The sequence below is a fragment of the Hymenobacter profundi genome (genome assembly GCF_019334315.1).
Classification (GTDB): Bacteria; Bacteroidota; Bacteroidia; order Cytophagales; family Hymenobacteraceae; genus Hymenobacter; species Hymenobacter profundi.
The window spans coordinates 1-16,785 of sequence record NZ_JAHWGL010000039.1 but is presented as its reverse complement, the minus strand read 5'-3'; the positions used below and the strand labels follow the sequence as shown (position 1 = coordinate 16,785).

Annotated in this window: 15 protein-coding genes; 11 read left to right on the top strand and 4 right to left on the bottom strand. The window is 55.2% G+C overall.

Annotated elements, in window-relative coordinates; translation table 11 throughout:
• Positions 1 to 91: 91 nt before the first annotated feature.
• The 6 genes from KYK14_RS10940 (at position 92) to lysS (ending at position 8,179) form a co-directional block, all read left to right on the top strand.
• Positions 92 to 1,285, top strand: coding sequence for a proline dehydrogenase family protein (locus KYK14_RS10940; RefSeq protein WP_219158863.1), 1,194 nt, complete (start codon positions 92 to 94; stop codon positions 1,283 to 1,285).
• A 92-nt stretch (positions 1,286 to 1,377) separates the two neighbouring features.
• Positions 1,378 to 1,746 (top strand): hypothetical protein, encoded by a 369-nt coding sequence (locus KYK14_RS10935; protein ID WP_185280954.1) that lies wholly within the window; start codon positions 1,378 to 1,380, stop codon positions 1,744 to 1,746.
• Positions 1,747 to 1,927: 181 nt separating this feature from the next.
• Positions 1,928 to 2,755 carry a hypothetical protein gene (locus tag KYK14_RS22460; protein WP_343217087.1) on the top strand — a complete coding sequence of 276 codons (828 nt, stop codon included), beginning with the start codon at positions 1,928 to 1,930 and terminating at the stop codon, positions 2,753 to 2,755.
• Between the two features lie 307 nt (positions 2,756 to 3,062).
• Positions 3,063 to 5,213: a carboxy terminal-processing peptidase gene (locus KYK14_RS10925; RefSeq protein WP_219158862.1), complete on the top strand. Its 2,151-nt coding sequence runs from the start codon at positions 3,063 to 3,065 to the stop codon at positions 5,211 to 5,213.
• 243 nt (positions 5,214 to 5,456) lie between these two features.
• Complete coding sequence (locus KYK14_RS10920) at positions 5,457 to 6,485, top strand: hypothetical protein (RefSeq protein WP_208308674.1); 1,029 nt, start codon at positions 5,457 to 5,459, stop codon at positions 6,483 to 6,485.
• A 134-nt stretch (positions 6,486 to 6,619) separates the two neighbouring features.
• Positions 6,620 to 8,179: a lysine--tRNA ligase gene (gene lysS / locus KYK14_RS10915; RefSeq protein ID WP_208308675.1), complete on the top strand. Its 1,560-nt coding sequence runs from the start codon at positions 6,620 to 6,622 to the stop codon at positions 8,177 to 8,179.
• A gap of 372 nt (positions 8,180 to 8,551) precedes the next feature.
• Here the strand turns inward: lysS and KYK14_RS10910 are convergent, their stop codons facing one another.
• Together KYK14_RS10910 and KYK14_RS22455 are read right to left on the bottom strand one after the other, a co-directional pair.
• Positions 8,552 to 9,172 carry a YtxH domain-containing protein gene (locus KYK14_RS10910; RefSeq protein WP_219158861.1) on the bottom strand — a complete coding sequence of 207 codons (621 nt, stop codon included), beginning with the start codon at positions 9,170 to 9,172 and terminating at the stop codon, positions 8,552 to 8,554.
• A 137-nt stretch (positions 9,173 to 9,309) separates the two neighbouring features.
• Positions 9,310 to 9,744: a YtxH domain-containing protein gene (locus KYK14_RS22455; protein WP_185280959.1), complete on the bottom strand. Its 435-nt coding sequence runs from the start codon at positions 9,742 to 9,744 to the stop codon at positions 9,310 to 9,312.
• 243 nt (positions 9,745 to 9,987) lie between these two features.
• On the opposite strand from KYK14_RS22455, the gene KYK14_RS10900 reads away from it, so the two are divergent.
• Positions 9,988 to 10,230 carry a Kazal-type serine protease inhibitor domain-containing protein gene (locus KYK14_RS10900; protein ID WP_185280960.1) on the top strand — a complete coding sequence of 81 codons (243 nt, stop codon included), beginning with the start codon at positions 9,988 to 9,990 and terminating at the stop codon, positions 10,228 to 10,230.
• Between the two features lie 20 nt (positions 10,231 to 10,250).
• Entirely contained in the window at positions 10,251 to 10,622 is a 372-nt protein-coding gene (locus tag KYK14_RS10895; RefSeq protein WP_219158860.1) for a cupin domain-containing protein, read from the top strand.
• A 41-nt stretch (positions 10,623 to 10,663) separates the two neighbouring features.
• Here the strand turns inward: KYK14_RS10895 and KYK14_RS10890 are convergent, their stop codons facing one another.
• Complete coding sequence (locus KYK14_RS10890; protein ID WP_219158859.1) at positions 10,664 to 11,344, bottom strand: GAF domain-containing protein; 681 nt, start codon at positions 11,342 to 11,344, stop codon at positions 10,664 to 10,666.
• Positions 11,345 to 11,596: 252 nt separating this feature from the next.
• A complete protein-coding gene (locus KYK14_RS10885) occupies positions 11,597 to 13,237 on the bottom strand; it encodes a carboxylesterase/lipase family protein (protein WP_219158858.1) in 1,641 nt (546 codons plus the stop codon).
• 250 nt (positions 13,238 to 13,487) lie between these two features.
• Here KYK14_RS10885 and KYK14_RS10880 point away from each other — a divergent pair, with 250 nt between their 5' ends.
• The 3 genes from KYK14_RS10880 (at position 13,488) to KYK14_RS10870 (ending at position 16,741) form a co-directional block, all read left to right on the top strand.
• Positions 13,488 to 14,348, top strand: a complete 861-nt coding sequence (locus KYK14_RS10880) for a dienelactone hydrolase family protein (RefSeq protein WP_219158857.1) — start codon at positions 13,488 to 13,490, stop codon at positions 14,346 to 14,348.
• A gap of 94 nt (positions 14,349 to 14,442) precedes the next feature.
• Entirely contained in the window at positions 14,443 to 14,817 is a 375-nt protein-coding gene (locus KYK14_RS10875) for an L-rhamnose mutarotase (protein ID WP_219158856.1), read from the top strand.
• 454 nt (positions 14,818 to 15,271) lie between these two features.
• Entirely contained in the window at positions 15,272 to 16,741 is a 1,470-nt protein-coding gene (locus KYK14_RS10870) for a carbohydrate-binding protein (protein ID WP_219158855.1), read from the top strand.
• Positions 16,742 to 16,785 lie beyond the last annotated feature (44 nt).

Here is a 16,785-nt window from a genome sequence, read left to right as displayed (position 1 = left end):
TGCAACTATGGTGGAAGAAACGGTGTTAAAAAAGGTATCTTCGCCCTGCGAAAATGGCCTTTTCGCTGTTTTACTCCCGATTCGCCTTCTTATGCCTGTTACCCAAGCTCCACCCGTTTCATTCGAGGACACTGCTGTTGCCTTTGCCGCCAAGTCGGATGCGGACCTGCGCAAGACTTACGCCCTATTTGCGGCCATGAATAGTCCGGCCACCGTGAAAGCGGGCGGCTCGCTGATGAAAACGGCCCTGCGGTGGTATATCCCCGGCGTCAAGTTCTTGGTGAAACACAGCATCTTCGCGCAGTTTTGTGGGGGCGAAACCATTCAGGAATGCAAGCCGGTGATTGAGGAACTGGGCCGCTACAACATCGGCACCATTCTCGACTACTCGGTGGAGGGCGAAGGCGACGACCGTAGCTTTGACCGTACCCGCGACGAGCTGCTGGCAACCATTGAGTTGGCACACCGCTCCAAGCACATCCCGTTTTCGGTTTTTAAAGTGACGGGGGTAGCCCATAGCGCCATTCTGGAGAAGAAGCAGGCCGGTAAGCCCCTCACGCCCGCCGAGCAGGCCAGCTACGAGCGTGCCCACGCCCGCGTTGATGCCATTTGTAGCCTGGCGCATCGCCACGGAGTGCGCGTATTCATTGATGCGGAAGAGAGTTGGTTTCAGGATACCATTGATGCGCTGACGTATGAGATGATGGCGAAGTACAACCGCGAGTCGGCTATCGTCTGGAACACCTACCAGCTCTACCGCCACGACCGGCTGGAAGCACTACAACAAGCCTACGCTACTGCAAAAGCCGAAGGCTACTACCTGGGTGGCAAGCTGGTACGGGGTGCTTACATGGAAAAAGAAGGCCGTACGGCTGCCCAGCGTGGCTATGCCAACCCCATCAACCCTACCAAAACGGCCACCGACCAGCTCTACGATGATGCTCTCCGCTACTGCGTCGACCACATCGACCGCATCAGCCTGTGTGCCGGTACCCACAACGAAGCCAGCTCCCTCCTGCTCACGGAGCTGATGCAAGCTCGCCGCATTGCGCCCAACGATACCCGCGTTTGGTTTGCCCAGCTCTACGGCATGAGCGATAATCTTACGTACAACCTAGCACATGCGGGCTACAACACGGCCAAATACGTGCCCTACGGTCCGGTAGCCGCCGTGATGCCCTACCTCCTCCGTCGTGCTGATGAAAACACCGCCATTGCTGGGCAAAGCAGCCGCGAGTTCTTATTGATTCAAAAGGAAATAGCTCGTCGGCGGATGTCTGTTTAAGTAGCTACAGGGAACGGCATAATTTTAGCTCCCTTCCCCGCTATTCTGTCCCTACACCCCGGGAATATTTGTTCCACCCCTGCTTTTCCCACATGATTAATCGCGTCCGTACGCATCTTATTCGCTTCGCTCGCCAGCAAGTTGGCACTACCAGCTTTTTGAATCTTATTCAAGAAGCCGAACTGGGGCTGAACCTGGACATCACCCACGAAAAGTCGCGTTTGGTTGAAATTCTCGCCGAAATATCCGAATCCGAATTTCATGCGAATCGTCCGCTGCTGAGCTGCTTGGTGAAAATAAAAGGAGCCAAGGGGCAGGGTGACAACTTTTTCAAGATGTGCGAGCGGTTAGGTATGGGCGAATGGAGGCAGTTGAAACAGGACCAGGACTTTGTAAAATCGCTCCGTAGCGAATGCCGAGACTTCTGGCAAAACGACGAAAATTACAGCCAGTTTCTCTAATCGTCTTTCTCCAATAGATACAACCGAAAGAGGTAAGAGTACAAGATACGGGCAACTGTACAGCTAGGTGTAACCCTATAGTGCAGCCCTCGTTAAGGAAGGTGTATTTCGAGACTTCCGCATGTTGTACGTGCGCTGGTCCGGGATACACCTTTCTATTTAACCTTAAGACTCTTTCCCGATGAACACGAACGATCGTAACAACCCACAGAACACAGGTACAGGTGCAGGCGCTAACTATGGTACTACCAACACTGGTACTGGCGTAGGCAATAGCTCTAGCACAAGCAACGAAGGCACTAGCTACAACGCTGGCACTGGCGCAAACTCTGGCGTTGATGGCGACGATTACAGCGCTACCGCTAAAGGTGGTGCAATGGCCGGCTCGGTAGGAGCAGCAGTAGGCCGTGGGATTGATGGCATACAGAATACAGCTGATGAAGCAGCACACGCAGTAACGGGCGAACCTTATCGCTCAGGCAGCAGCGGTAGCAGCAGCAGCATGTTGACCTCTACCTTCCGTGACCGTGACAGCGCCGAGCGTGCTTACAACTCACTGTCGTCGCGTGGCTATACCAAAGACGATGTAAACCTGCTGATGTCAGACGAAACGCGCAAAACGCATTTCGGCGAGAATACCCCCGAAACTGATCTGGGCGATAAGGCCATGGAAGGTGCTGGTGTAGGCTCGGCCATTGGTGGTACTGCTGGTGCTGTAATTGGTGCTATTGCTGCCATTGGCACTTCGGTAGCACTGCCTGGCTTGGGCTTAGTAATTGCTGGTCCGATTGCCGCTGCATTGGCTGGTGCCGGTGCCGGTGGTCTAACAGGTGGTCTAGTAGGCGCACTGGTAGGCTCGGGCATTCCCGAAGAGCATGCCGCTGAGTACGAGCAAGATGTAAAAGATGGCGGCATCGTAATGGGCGTAAAACCCCGTAACGAAGAAGACGCTAAATACTTTGAAGAAGAATTCCGTCGCCACCAGGGCGACCGTATCTACAAGTACTAAGTATACCAGCTACCTGCTTACGCAGTGACTTAAGAAAGAAGCCTTTCCTGTTTCAGGAAAGGCTTCTTTGCATTTCAGGCTAAATTTTTGTATTGATATAGCATCATTGCGTAGAAAGTGCCGGCAGATTACGTAGCAACAGCGACAATTTCAGCCCCTACCCTCGGGAATATAAATGCTGGCGAATACAGGGCACTTATTTGTCTGATTTAGACGTTCTGATACCAAACCGCGCAATCTGTGCGCACGTACGCAAACAGAGTGTGTTTTTCCTATATTTGGTTTTCCTCCATTTTATTTTTTCTTCATGTCTTCCCCACGACTTAAAATAGGCCTGTATGCCTCGTTGGTGATGGCCATCTTCGTGTTGGCATCCTACAAGCTGTACCAGCGCAACGATGCCACTGCGCCTCAGAAAGACGATGTACTGATCAGAGTGATGCTGAGCGGGCTGAACATTGCTCATTATCAGCCAGAGAAGATTGATGACGCCTTCTCGAAGCGCGTATTCGATCTGTACCTCAAGCGCATCGACGTCAACAAGAAGTTTCTGTTGAAGTCTGATGTAGCGCAACTCAGTAAGCTCCAAACAGACATTGACGACGAAGTGAAGCGTGGGTCGCACGAGTTTCTGGACATGAGCACGCAGCTGATGGATCAGCGCGTGAAGGACATTCAGGCGCTCTACCGCGACATCCTGACCAAGCCATTTGACTTTACCGTGGAGGAAAAAATGGAGACTGATCCGGAGAAGATGGTTTTTCCGGCTGACAAGGCGGCCCAGCGTGAGGACTGGCGTAAGTTCTTAAAATACCGGGCCCTAGTACAGATGTCGGAGATGATGGACGAACAGGCCAAGCGTACTAGTAAAGGCAACTTGACTGCTTCTACTGTTAAGAGTGCTACCCTTGTTACCGACGAACCCAACCGCACCCCCGAGCAAATGGAGGCTGAAGCTCGCAAACGCGTGCTGAAGTACTATGACGACCAGTTCCGCGACCTGATGCAGACCGACGCCAACGACCGTTTGGCGATGTATGCCAATGTGGTAGCGAATACCTACGATCCACACACTGAGTACTTCGCTCCTCGCGACAAAGACAACTTTGACCAAGCCATGACAGGCCGTTTTGAGGGCATCGGCGCTTCGTTGCAGGAGAAAGACGGCCAGATTAAGGTAGCTGATATCATTCCGGGTAGTGCCTCCTACCGTCAGGGTGAGCTGAAAGCCGGCGACATCATTACGCGGGTAGCCCAAGGCGCTGAGGTACCGGTGTCGGTAGAAGGCATGCGCCTGGACAAAGCCATTGTGCTGATCAAAGGCAAAAAGGGTACGGAAGTACGCCTCACGGTGAAGAAAGCCGATGGTAGCACCAAGATCATTCCTATCATTCGGGATGTGGTAGTACTGGAAGACACCTTTGCGCAGTCGGCTACTATCAATGAGGGCGGGAAGAAATATGGCTATATCAAGCTGCCTTCTTTCTATGCCGACTTCAACGACAACGGTGGCCGCAGCTCGGCTGGCGACGTGAAGAAAGAGTTGGAAAAACTCCAGAAAGAAAATATCCAAGGACTAGTGCTCGACCTGCGCTTCAATGGCGGTGGTTCGCTGACGGACGCCGTGGAAATGGCTGGTCTGTTTATCGACAGTGGTCCGGTGGTGCAGGTACGTAGCCGCCAAGGCGCCGCTACCGTGCTCAATGATCGTGACCCCCGTGTGCAGTACACCGGCCCGCTGGTGGTGCTGGTAAACAAGTTTAGCGCTTCAGCTTCCGAGATTTTGGCTGCGGCTGTCCAGGACTACAAGCGTGGCATCGTGATGGGCTCTACCAGCACGTATGGCAAAGGCACCGTGCAGCGCATCTTCGATCTGGACGATGCCCTACCCGCTGAGTTCAACAACATCAAGCCGTTCGGTTCGCTGAAGCTGACTACGCAGAAGTTCTACCGCATCAATGGTGGCTCTACTCAGTTCAAAGGCGTGATGTCGGACATTGTATTGCCCGATCCATACAGCTACCTCGACCAAGGCGAGAAAGAAGCTGAATATCCGCTGAAATGGGACGAAATTGCTCCGGCCCGTTACAAAACCTGGGCTGATGCTCCGGCTGTGGCCAAGCTAGCTGCTGCTAGTCAGAAGCGCATAGCCACCGACCCACGCTTCAAGCTAATGAGCGAGATGGTGCAGCGTATGGTACAGCGCAAGAACGACACCAGCGTATCGCTGAAACTGACGACGTACAAAGCTGAGCAAGACAAAGCCAAGATTGAGTCGGATAAGTTTGAAGCTGCTCAGAAAGCTGCTGCTACCATCAATATCAGTGCCTTGGCTACTGATATCCAGGCACAGGGTAGCGACACGGTGAAGGTAAACCGCGCTGTTCGCTTCGTGAAGCCGTTGCGTAAGGACATGACCCTGCGTGAAGCCGTATCAGTTATTCAGGACGAGGCATAGTGCTTCGTCCTACCTTATCAGAAGCCCCGGTACCGTTTTGGTACCGGGGCTTTTTCGTTTCAACGGACAACAACCAATAGCATTAGCAAACACACCTTATAATTATCGAAGATCTTCAGAGGAATATTAAAATTTACTCAATTGATAATCAATTACTTAAAATACTAATTTCATTACGAATATTTTTAGTAAATATGCAACTAAATAATAGCTATTGCCTGTTTACTTAGCATGACGACGACAATGGAAACTCCTATCATTCCGCTCGTAACGGACGAGCAGAAACAAGCCGAGGAAACGTGGCGCAAATCCATTCCGGCCCAGGTTTTCCTCAACTACTTTTTCGCTCTGAATTACCACATTCAGGAAGGCGACGACGCGCTGGGCGGGTTGCAGCACCTTCCTTTCTTCCGGGCCCACGAGGCTGAGTTGGCAGATACGGATGTACAAGCCATTACGCGCTTGCTGCACACGTGCTGGAGCACCGAGTACGCACTGCGCGCCACTGCCGAGCTGGGCGACGAGGACTACTTGCGCAACGCTTTGCATTGGACCTTTCCGCAGGCTTACCACACCATCTTAGCTGGCTTGCAGGCGTTCCTGTATACCACGGGCGTGCGCGGCAATAACCCTTCGCTTATCCGGCGGGAGGTAGGGCGACTGGTGGTACGCAACGCCTACCCACGACCGGTATCATTCTATGCCGCGGGCAGCTACGGCGACTTTAGCATACACCGCCTACCCCTGGCGGGCTACAAGGCTGGGCTGCACATTGCCGGCAAAGAGATTGAAGCGCAGGCGCAGATTGGTCAGTTTTTGCGCACCACGCGCAAGATGAAAGCCCAGTGGACGCGCCAGCAAGTGCAGAACAACCCCAACACAGCTATCCGCAGCCAGAAAACCGGTAAGCCGCTGGACAAGTGGACGGCCGCCCATTGGCAGCAGATTACCTGGCGCCTAGGTTATACCACGGTTTTCGACCTGTTGGGCCGCTTGCAGATTTCGCAGACCAGCCGCGAGATTGAGCGCTACGTGGAAGCCGACATCGACTTCAGCCTGTTCCATCAGTCGCTGCTGAATGTAGTGAGCTACCTCAATGGCATCCACGAAACCTACGTGGCCAAGGCCATGGGCTTGGAGCGCTACCAGCAGCTTGTAGCCGACTTGCCCAAGCACTTGCAGCACGGCTTCGTGCAGGAACGCCTGCGCACGCGGGTAGAGCCCCAGCTACTGGGCCAGGAGGCCGATGGTCAGATGGGCATTGCTGCTTAACCCAATTGCTTCTAACAGTCCTACTCCATATACACGTAAACGCTGGTCTGCTGGGCCAGCGTTTTTTGTTGCGCCATGGTTTACCTTTGCAGCTTGACTTTTGCGGCTGCGGCCGTCTGCCACACCCCTACCCTATGCATCATCTTAGCGAACAGGAGCTAATTCGTCGTCAGAAGCTGGACGAACTACAAAAGCTCGGCATCGAACCATATCCGTCCGAGCTGTTTGACGTGAACTTCTACGCCCAGGAAATTCACGACAACTACCACCCCGAGCTGAACAATTTTCAGGACGTGCGCCTGGCGGGCCGCCTGATGTCGATTCGGGTGAAGGGCAAGGCCTCGTTTGCGGAGTTGCAGGACGCGTCGGGCCGCATTCAGCTCTACGTGAACCGCGACGAAATCTGTCCCGGTGAGGACAAGGAGCTGTACAACACCGTGTTCAAGAAGCTGCTCGACTTAGGCGACTTTGTGGGGGTAGAAGGCTACGTGTTCAAAACGATGGTAGGCGAAACGTCTATCCACGTGAAGAACTTCAAGCTGCTGAGCAAAGCCCTGCGCCCCCTACCCGTAGTGCGCCGAGTAGTTGACGAAGCTACCGGCCAAGAAACCATTTACGACGCCTTCACCGACCCCGAGCAGCGCTACCGCCAGCGCTACGTGGATTTGGTGGTGAACCCGCACGTGCGCGACGCCTTCGTGAAGCGCACGCAGTTGGTGCAGGCCATGCGCAACTACCTCAACGACAAAGGCTACCTGGAGGTGGAAACGCCCATCCTGCAGCCCTTATACGGTGGTGCCGCCGCCCGACCCTTCAAAACGCACCACAACACACTGGACATGACGCTCTACCTGCGCATTGCCAACGAGCTGTATCTGAAGCGCCTGATTGTGGGCGGTTTCGATGGCGTGTACGAATTCTCGAAGGACTTCCGCAACGAGGGCATGTCGCGCTTCCACAACCCCGAGTTCACCCAGATGGAGTTGTACGTGGCGTACAAGGACTACTACTGGATGATGGATCTGGTGGAAGAAATGGTAGAGCGCGTGGCCCTGGCCCTGCACGGTAAAACCGAAGTGCAGGTAGGCGAAAACCTTATCAACTTCCAGCGCCCCTGGAAACGCTTTACGATGGCCGAAGCCATTGCGCACTATACCGGCTTCAGTATTGATGGCAAGAGCGAGGACGAGCTACGCGCCGCCGCCAAAGACCTCAAGGTAGGGCTGGATCCCAGCATGGGTAAGGCCAAAATCATCGACGAGATTTTCGGGGAGCACGTAGAGCCGAAGCTCATCCAGCCTACCTTCATCACCGACTACCCCGTGGAGATGTCGCCGCTTGCGAAAAAGCACCGCGACAAGCCGGGCTTGGTAGAGCGTTTCGAGGCGATTTGCAATGGCAAGGAAATCTGCAACGCCTTCTCCGAGCTGAACGACCCCATCGACCAGCGCGCCCGTTTCGAGGAGCAGCTAGAGCTAGGCAAGCGCGGTGATACGGAAGCTATGGTGCTCGACGAGGATTTCCTGCGCGCCTTGGAGTACGGCATGCCGCCCACGGCCGGCCTGGGTATCGGCATCGACCGCTTGAGCATGATTATGACGAACTCCACATCTATTCAGGATGTGTTATTCTTCCCGCAGATGAAGCCGGAATACACCAAATCGGAAAACGCGCCGCACCCGGAAGCGGAATAATATTCTGCGCGTTGAGCAGAGTAGAACAACTTGCTTAATGGCACTAAGGCCCGTCATCCCTTGGAAAACTCGGAATGACGGGCCTTAGTGCTGAAAAAGCGTTTTTGCATCAGAAGACAAAAAAGGAAAGGCCGCTCGCAGTAATTGCGGGCGGCCTTTCGAATTATAATCGGCTAACCATTCAAAACGGTTTGCTTGAAGAAGCTTGCGATGGACGAGTCTGATTTTACGACCTGAATGTTTGACCATTTCAGGAAGAAGCTCCTACTGTCGGCAATTTTACGACAAACAACTATCCGTTTATCTATTCAAGCCGGTTATATCTTCTTTAACGGCTGATTACGGGTAGGGTTACGCCAGTGCCGTATTTTTTTAGCTCTGCGACGAAGTATCGTTGGCGTTTTCGCGGGCCTGGTGCTTGATGGGGTCTACCTTCGGGGTAGGCTGCGGGCTACCAGTATGGTTGGCCACACTCTTGGTGTGAGCAGCAATTTCCTTTGCATCTTCTTTCTCTTCAGCAGCAGCGGCCTGTGCTTTGCCCGTTACGGCATCGGCGGCGGTTTGGGCTGTGTCGCTTACGGTATCGGCAACGTCTTGGGCTTTCTCTGTGGCCGTGCCAGCTAGCGACTGCGCTTTGTTGGTTACATCATCGGCTACTTTCTTGGCTTGCTCAGTGGCTTGGTTTGCTAGGTCGGTAGCCTTACCGGCTAGTCCTTGCGCTTCTGCTGAGAGGGAAGCTAGCGCATCGTTGGCGGCAGCTTTGCCCTGCTCTACCAAACCAGCAGCGCTGGTTTTGGCCTGATCGATGCTTTCCTGGCCTTTCTGCAGCAGTTTATTTACATCATCGCCGAGCTTTGCGGCCGATTTTTTCAGGTTAGCGCGGGTTTCTCCTCCGGCTTCGGGAGCTAGCAGCAAACCGGCTACGGCACCAGCAGTAGCGCCAACAAGCAGGGAGAGGATAATTTTACCGGCGTTGTCTTTGTTATCTTTCATGAGAATAGGGAAAAAGGTGAAACAGGCAGTCTGTCAGCGAATAACGCAACCCAGGCAGGTAGGGTTAACCCTGAGGTAACAAAAAGACCTGACGTAGTGGGTCAGGTCTTTTTATTGTTACGAGAAAGTGGTCAGACCTACAGGTCGTTGAGCATCTTCGTAATTTCTTTTTTGCCTTTGCCGAGTTTCTGCTGCAAACGGCCTACCAGCTCGTCGCCTTTGCCGTCAGCATACTCCAGGTCTTCGTCAGTGAGCTGCGCATATTGCTGCTTCAGCTTGCCTTTGGCTTCGTCCCAGTTGCCTTTCAGGTTCAGGCTGCTGCCAGCTTCACCGATGCCCAGGTCTTCCAGTTTCTCAACGTAGCCTTTAAATTTCGAGTCCAGCTCTTCGCCGTATTTCGACAACTGGTCGCCTAGCTGACCGCTGTATTTCGTAGCAGCGCTTTTCAGATTTTCGCGGGTTTCCTTGCCTTTATCGGGTGCAATGAGCAGGCCGGTTACGATACCAGCGGCAGCACCAGCAAGAGCGGCGAGGAGAATTTTACCCGTGTTGTCTTCTTCTTGATAGGACATTGTGTGAGGAGAGAAAAGTTGTGTATAGAATCAAATGAACGACTGCCACCCTCTCGCAGAAGCAATAACATCAAGCTGCGCTTCAGCGTGATGGCAAGTTGCCTTTCTATACGAAGGCCGCGGGCAGGGGTTTTCACGAGAAGACAAAAAATAGGAATACACAGATATTCCAACGGCTACCTGCTTATTTCGTACTCTCTGCTGAAGCTGCTCTTTGCGGCCCCGATACTTTCCTCTCTGCCTATGCTTTCCAAATTCCTTTTTGCGTGCTTGCTGCTGAGCAGCGCCGCCTGCCATCGTACACCCCCGCCTACCTCGGCCACTGCCTGCATCGACCCAGCCAAAATCCGCAAAGATGCCATGTGCCCTATGAACTACGACCCCGTGTGCGGCTGCGACGGTAAAACCTACTCTAACAGCTGTGCCGCCGACAACGCCGGCGTAACCAGCTACACCCCCGGTGCCTGCGCGGGCACGGCCAATTAACCACTTCCCCCACCCTACCCATGTCTGAAAAGCGCTATTTCCGCCAGCAGGCGCCCTTCCGGGTGCCTACCACCGATGGCAAGCTCATAGAGGAGCATATTGGCTTAGCCAGAACCCATACGCCGCAGTATAGCGTGGCGCACATGGTGGCCCCGCCCCAATGGAGCGAGCCGCACCAAACGCCCGCCTTCGACGAAATCACGCTGATTGTGCGGGGCCGCAAACGCTTTGAAGTAGACGGCGACGTATTAGAGCTAGGCGCAGGAGAATCGCTTCTGATTAAGGCGGGTGCCCGGGTACGCTACTCCAACCCGTTTGCAGAAGAGTGCGAGTATTGGTCTATCTGCGTGCCCGCCTTCAACCCCGATACCGTGAACCGGGAGGCTGAGTAGATATTATCAGGACTGTCCCTACCTTATAGGAAACACGAAAGCTACGGCAGGGTAGCATTTGCGCGGTCCAGGTCCCGTTGCAGTAGCGCGATGATTTGATCGATGGCTTGTAGTCGACTGGCCGTATCGAGGCTATCTGGCTCTAATTGGGCGATGCACTGCACCAATTCGTCATGGAAAAAAGTCCACACAGGAGAAGGGTTTTCTCTGCATTGAGGCAAAGCCAGCCGTAGCTGTAGCAACTGCATAGCCAGTGAGGCCAAACTACTTAACCGTTGTTGCTGGGCTTCGCCGAAAAGCCTGGCGTTTCGCCCAGCAATGCCTAACACGCCAATATTATAGCCCCCCGGCATTTGCAATGGATGCCCTACGTAAAAATGCAATTGCAGCATTTCGTTAAGCAGGTCGGCTATAGGCGTGGGTAAGACTACCTCGTTCAGATTTTGCACAACGGTAGTTGTATCCTGCAAAATGGTGACTGAGCATAGGCTCTGGTCGCGAGGCACCCGCCGGGGTTCCGATAGCCCATACAGCGCCTTCATCCATACCACATCAGCATCTACAAACGATAACATGGCTACGGGAGCGTTGAATAGCAGAGCAACCAATTCAACAAGCGCATCGAAAACGACATCGGGTAGTGCCTGTAGCACCCGAAAAGGCGCCAATGCTTGCAGCCGAGCCTTCTCATTGGATGGAATTAAACTATCTGGAAAGACCATCGTGCGCGATATAGTGCTGAGCTGGACTATATACGAAACAACATATTATTCAGATGTACAGCTGACTTTGTTTTCTGCTTTTTTGAGACTGTTCAAAAATTCCCTTGAGAGCAACGAAGTGTAGTAGGTTCCACCTAGACGACACATGAAGTCCCTGGGAGGCACTGCGCAATGTATCAGTAGCTTACGCAATGCTTCCCAGGGACTTCGGCGTGGAGAATTATCCCTACCTATTTACACCATGGAGCACGCCTATTTACCAAACTGCTGCTCCATAAACAGGTAGCGCGGACGTGTTTTGTCTGCTTCAGCCTGAGTTTTTACATCAATGTGCAATACTTGCCCGCTGCTGGCCTGGGGCCAGGTAGGCAGTCCAGTGCTGTTGGGGTTACCGGTTTTGATGAAATTGGCAAAGTACGTTTGTATGGTCTTGGACACTTGGTGGTCTTCTGGGGTCCAGGCGTATACCTTGTTAGTTCCCAGGTTGCCCAAAGCGTACTCGATTTCGGCGGAGTGCACTGCACCTTTGGCTGGGGGCGCTTTGGGGGTGCCGGCGGCTTGCTTCACTACGCCCCCGGCCAGGCCAGCGGTAGCGTTGCCCATTTCGGGCGTCATGGCGGGGCGAGGGCGGGCGTAGAGGTAGCGGTATACAGGCTGGCCGCCGGTTTTTTGCTGCATTTCGGCCCACTTCCAGGTGCTATAGGCAATAAACCGGTCACCGGCTAGGTTGGTGGCGGCTTGCTCTACTTCGGCATCGGTGGCGGCAGGGTAGGCTTTTTGTGCGTCGGCAGCCCGCTCGCCGTATAGCTTTTGCAAAGTCTTGGTGTAGTTAGCGGCTGTGGGCTGCTCTTGGCCTAGCAATGCTTGGTAGCCCATTTCTTGCGAGTTCCAGCCTACCAGCAGCGGCACGTGCGCTTGCTCGCCTGCGGCAAATGTAGCGGTGGGCATCTTGGTGAAGAAATAGCCATCGAGGGTAGGCGCGAAACGGGCCACTCCCGGCTTGCCGGTAGCTTCCAGCAACTGCTGCGCCGGTAGCGCGCGCAACGCGGCCAGCGAACCAGCACCTAAACTGGTGGCAAAGGCGACGCCGGTTTGCTCACCCTCGGCCAGCGGTACCGGCCCGAAGCCGGTGTTCAGCATAGAACCGCTTTCGCCAATGGCTCGCGCAAACAACGTCTTCGACACTGGCGAAGCCATTTGCGCGCTCACCGACATCGACCCGGCCGACTCGCCGGCAATGGTCACCTGCTTGGGGTCGCCGCCGAAGGCCGCAATGTTTTGCTGCACCCAGCGTAGGGCCGCGCTTTGGTCCAGAAAGCCGTAGTTGCCGGAGGCGTGGTGAGGCGATTCCTTAGTCAGCTCCGGATGCGCCATAAAGCCAAACACGCCCAACCGGTAGTTGACCGTGACGGCCACAATACCTTGCCGAGCCATACTCTCGCCATCGTAGCGCGGCTCGGAGCCGTCGCCGGCCACGAAGCCGCCGCCGTAGAAATACACCAGCACCGGCAGCTTTTCCCGGCCCGTTTTGGCGGGCGTCCATACGTTCAGGTAGAGGCAGTCTTCGCTGACACCATCGGAGCGAAAGTTCATGTCGCCGAACAGCGGCAGCTGCATGGCGCGCGGCCCGAATTGCTTGGCGGAGCGCACGTTGGTCCAGTTTTTCACGGGCTGGGGCTCACGCCAGCGCAGCTCACCTACGGGGGGCGCGGCAAACGGCACCCCTTTAAACTCATGAATGCCGCTGGCTACCGTAGTGCCCTCCAACGGGCCATTTGCCGTTTGCACTCTGTTGCTGGCGAGGCTGTTGGCAGCCGCCGTTTTGGTTTGCGCCATGGTAGTCGCGGGAGGTAGCGCCACCGTGAGCACGGCCGCTAAAAGAAATACTTTCATAGGATGGGGATAGGTAAGAGCAAGAAATACGTGTGGCCGGTGGCCTCGTTTTGCTGATGATAGCACGAATGCACAGCAAATGCAAGCGGGCCAGTAGCTAGGGCCGGGGCAATATAGCGGTCTGCGTGTCAATAGGCTCTTAGGCTCTTAGACTCTTATCTGCTTTGAGGCAGATCAGTGGCAGGTAGCACTATCCTGGTTTATCCCTACCTTTTGCGCCTTACTACCCTCCCCTTATCACCTTTTGTCTATGGATCAGCGCATTATCAATCTGTTCGATGAGTATACACACGCTCCGCTTACGCGACAGGAGTTTCTGGAGCGACTCACCAGGCTGGTAGGCAGCACGGCGCTAGCAGCTACGGCCTTGGCGGCGCTGGAGCCCGGCTACGCCCAGGCCGCTACCGTGGCCACCACCGCCGACGACCTGCTGACGGAAACCGTAACCTGGCCTGGCGCCACCGGCACTACCATGAAGGGCTACCTGGTGCAGCCCAAGAAAAAGAAGAAGCGCGGCGCGGTGGTCGTGATTCACGAAAACCGGGGGCTGACGCCGCATATTCAGGATGTGACACGGCGCGTGGCCCAGGCCGGCTACCTGGCGCTGGGGGTGGATGCTTTGTCGGAGTTTGGCGGCACGCCGGCCAACGAGGATGAAGGTCGTACCCTTATTGGCAAGCTCGATGCCGAGAAGACGTTGCAAAACTACTTGGCCGCTCTCACCTATCTGCGCCAGCGCCCCGACTGCAATGGCCGCACCGGCTGCGTGGGCTTTTGCTGGGGCGGGGCCATGGCCAACAAGCTGGCTACCCACGACCCCAAGCTGGATGCCGCCGTGGCTTACTACGGCACCCAGCCCAAGGCTGAAGATGTGCCCAACATCAAAGCCCGCCTACTGCTGCACTACGGCGGCCTCGACGAGCGGGTGAATGCCGGTATTCCGGCCTACGAAGCCGCTCTGAAAGCTGCCAATATTCCCTACCAGCTCTACGTGTATGAGGGCGTCAACCACGCTTTCAACAACGATACCTCCCCGGCCCGCTACAACGCCGCTGCCGCACAACTGGCCTGGCAGCGCACGTTGGAGCTGTTTAAAAAGCAACTGAGCTGAAATTGATGCGACAATAGCGCTGTGCGCGCAGACTACAGCGCTATTGTCTGCTTTTCCGTTCTTTGTCTGCTTACCTCTTTCTACCCCTACCCCTATGGGAGACCCCGAAAAAGCCCACCCTACCCCCTACAAACGGTATTGCAAAACCCTCAGTCTCAAACCCGATGAAGCCCTGCTGGCCACCTATCGGCAGCTGCATTCTCCCGAGGGCGTTTGGCCCGAAATTGCGCAAGGAATGCGGGAAGTAGGCATCCTGCATATGGAAATTTACCTACTCGATAATCATGCCTTTATGATTATGGACACCGTGCCCGACTTCGACCACGACGCGGCCATGCAGAAGCTGGCCACCAAGCCCCAGCAGGCCGAGTGGGAAGCTGTGGTAGCCGCCTGCCAGCAGACCACCGCCACGGCCACCGCCGCTGAGAAGTGGCGCTTAATGGAGCGCATCTACACCATGAACGCATAGCCGTGAGCTACGCGTTGGCTGCTCTCACCTTGCCCTACCCACCGCCCGGGGGTAGGGCAAGGTGCTTTTTGGTACTTTCCTGATTACTAAATCGCGGATTTTTTCGAAAAAAATTCCGGTTTTCGACGCCTGTTTGGCTTGTTCAGTAGCCAGTATCTGCCACAATCCTTCAGAGTTGTATTTGGCCCCGCAGCTAGAAATGCAGGCCCGCGCCACGTGTGCGGCAAGTGTATAGCCGTAGTTGTGTATCGCTCACTCAACGCATCTTCAGCTTGGTTCTGTGCGGCGTGAACTATTGTATTTTGTCCGGAAAGTTGAAATATTTGGTTGCTTTCGGCGCTGCGCTACCCTGCTTGGTACCAGTGCCAGCCTGGGCTTCGGCCCCACCATCTCCGCCACGCCTGCTGGCTCCTACCCTCGCTCTTTCTTTCCTTTCCACCACACGTTCACTTCTATGAAAACCACCTTTACCAAACTTCTCGCCGCTGCTCTGTGCCTGGCTGGCGCAACGGCCGTACAAGCCCAAACTTACCAGCAGGTGTGGGCCGATGAGTTTACCAACGGCATCAGTTCTAGCTGGAAATTTGAAACCGGCGGCGGCGGCTGGGGCAACAACGAGAAGCAGTACTACCAAGCGGCCAATGCCACAGTGGCCAATGGCATCCTGCAAATCACGGCTAAGAAGCAGACGGTGGGCGGCATGCCCTACACCTCGGCTCGCATGATTACCAAGGGCATCAAGGAGTTCACCTACGGCAAGATGGAGGCGCGCATCAAGGTGCCGCTGGGGCAGGGCCTGTGGCCGGCGTTCTGGATGCTGGGCGGCAACATCGACCAGGTAAGCTGGCCCCGTTGCGGTGAAATCGACATCATGGAGCACATCAACTCCGAAAACAAAATCTACGGCACGCCGCACTGGGACAGCAATGGCCACGCCGAATATGGCGGCAATACCACCCTCGACCTCTCGGGCTACCATGTGTACTCGGTGGAGTGGGACGCCAGCGCCATCCGCTGGTTTGTGGATGGGGTGAAGTACCATGAGATGAGCATCCTCAACAATGTGGGCAGCACCGAGGAATTTCACCGACCGTTTTTTCTGCTGCTGAATCTGGCCGTGGCCGGCAACTGGCCCGGCCAGACCGTGGATGAAAGCAAGCTGCCCGCCACCATGTATGTCGACTACGTGCGGGTGTACCAGAAAACCGGCGGTACAACGGCGCCTACCTCCACCACCATTCAGGCCGAGAGCTACGGCAGCATGAACGGCGTGCAGCTGGAAAACACCACCGACACAGGCGGCGGCCAGAACGTAGCCTACATTGATGCGGGTGATTGGATGGCGTACAACAATGTGAACTTCCCTACCTCCGGCTCCTACAAGATTGAGTACCGCGTGGCCAGCCCCAGCGGCGCTACCCTGTCGTCGGACCTGAACGCGGGTTCCACCCAACTCGGCAGCGTGAGTATTCCGGCCACGGGCGGCTGGCAGAACTGGACCACCGTTTCGCAAACCGTGAACGTGAATGCGGGCACCTACAACTTCGGCGTATTTGCCCAAACCGGCGGCTGGAATTTCAACTGGCTGCGCATCACGAAGGTGACAACGGCTACTCTCTCTGCCGCAGCTACTGTTGCTGATGCCGGCAAACCAGCCGCTACCTTGCCTACCTCGCTGGGCGTAGAGTTGTATCCTAACCCGCGGGCGGCGGGCGCACCGCTGCTGCTGCATCTGCAAAACCCCGACCCTACTACCCTCCTCACGGTGCGTGTTACCAACGCAAACGGCCAGCAGGTATGGCAGCAAACTACTTCCGAAAACACGCTGGATCTGGGTGAAAAAGCCTCCCTATCCAGCGGCGTCTATATGGTGCAGGTGTCCAGCGCCACGGAGAAGGTCACGAAGAAGCTGGTGGTGCTATAAAGTCTTCCTACTTATCTGTCATCCTGAGTGGAGCGAAGGACCTT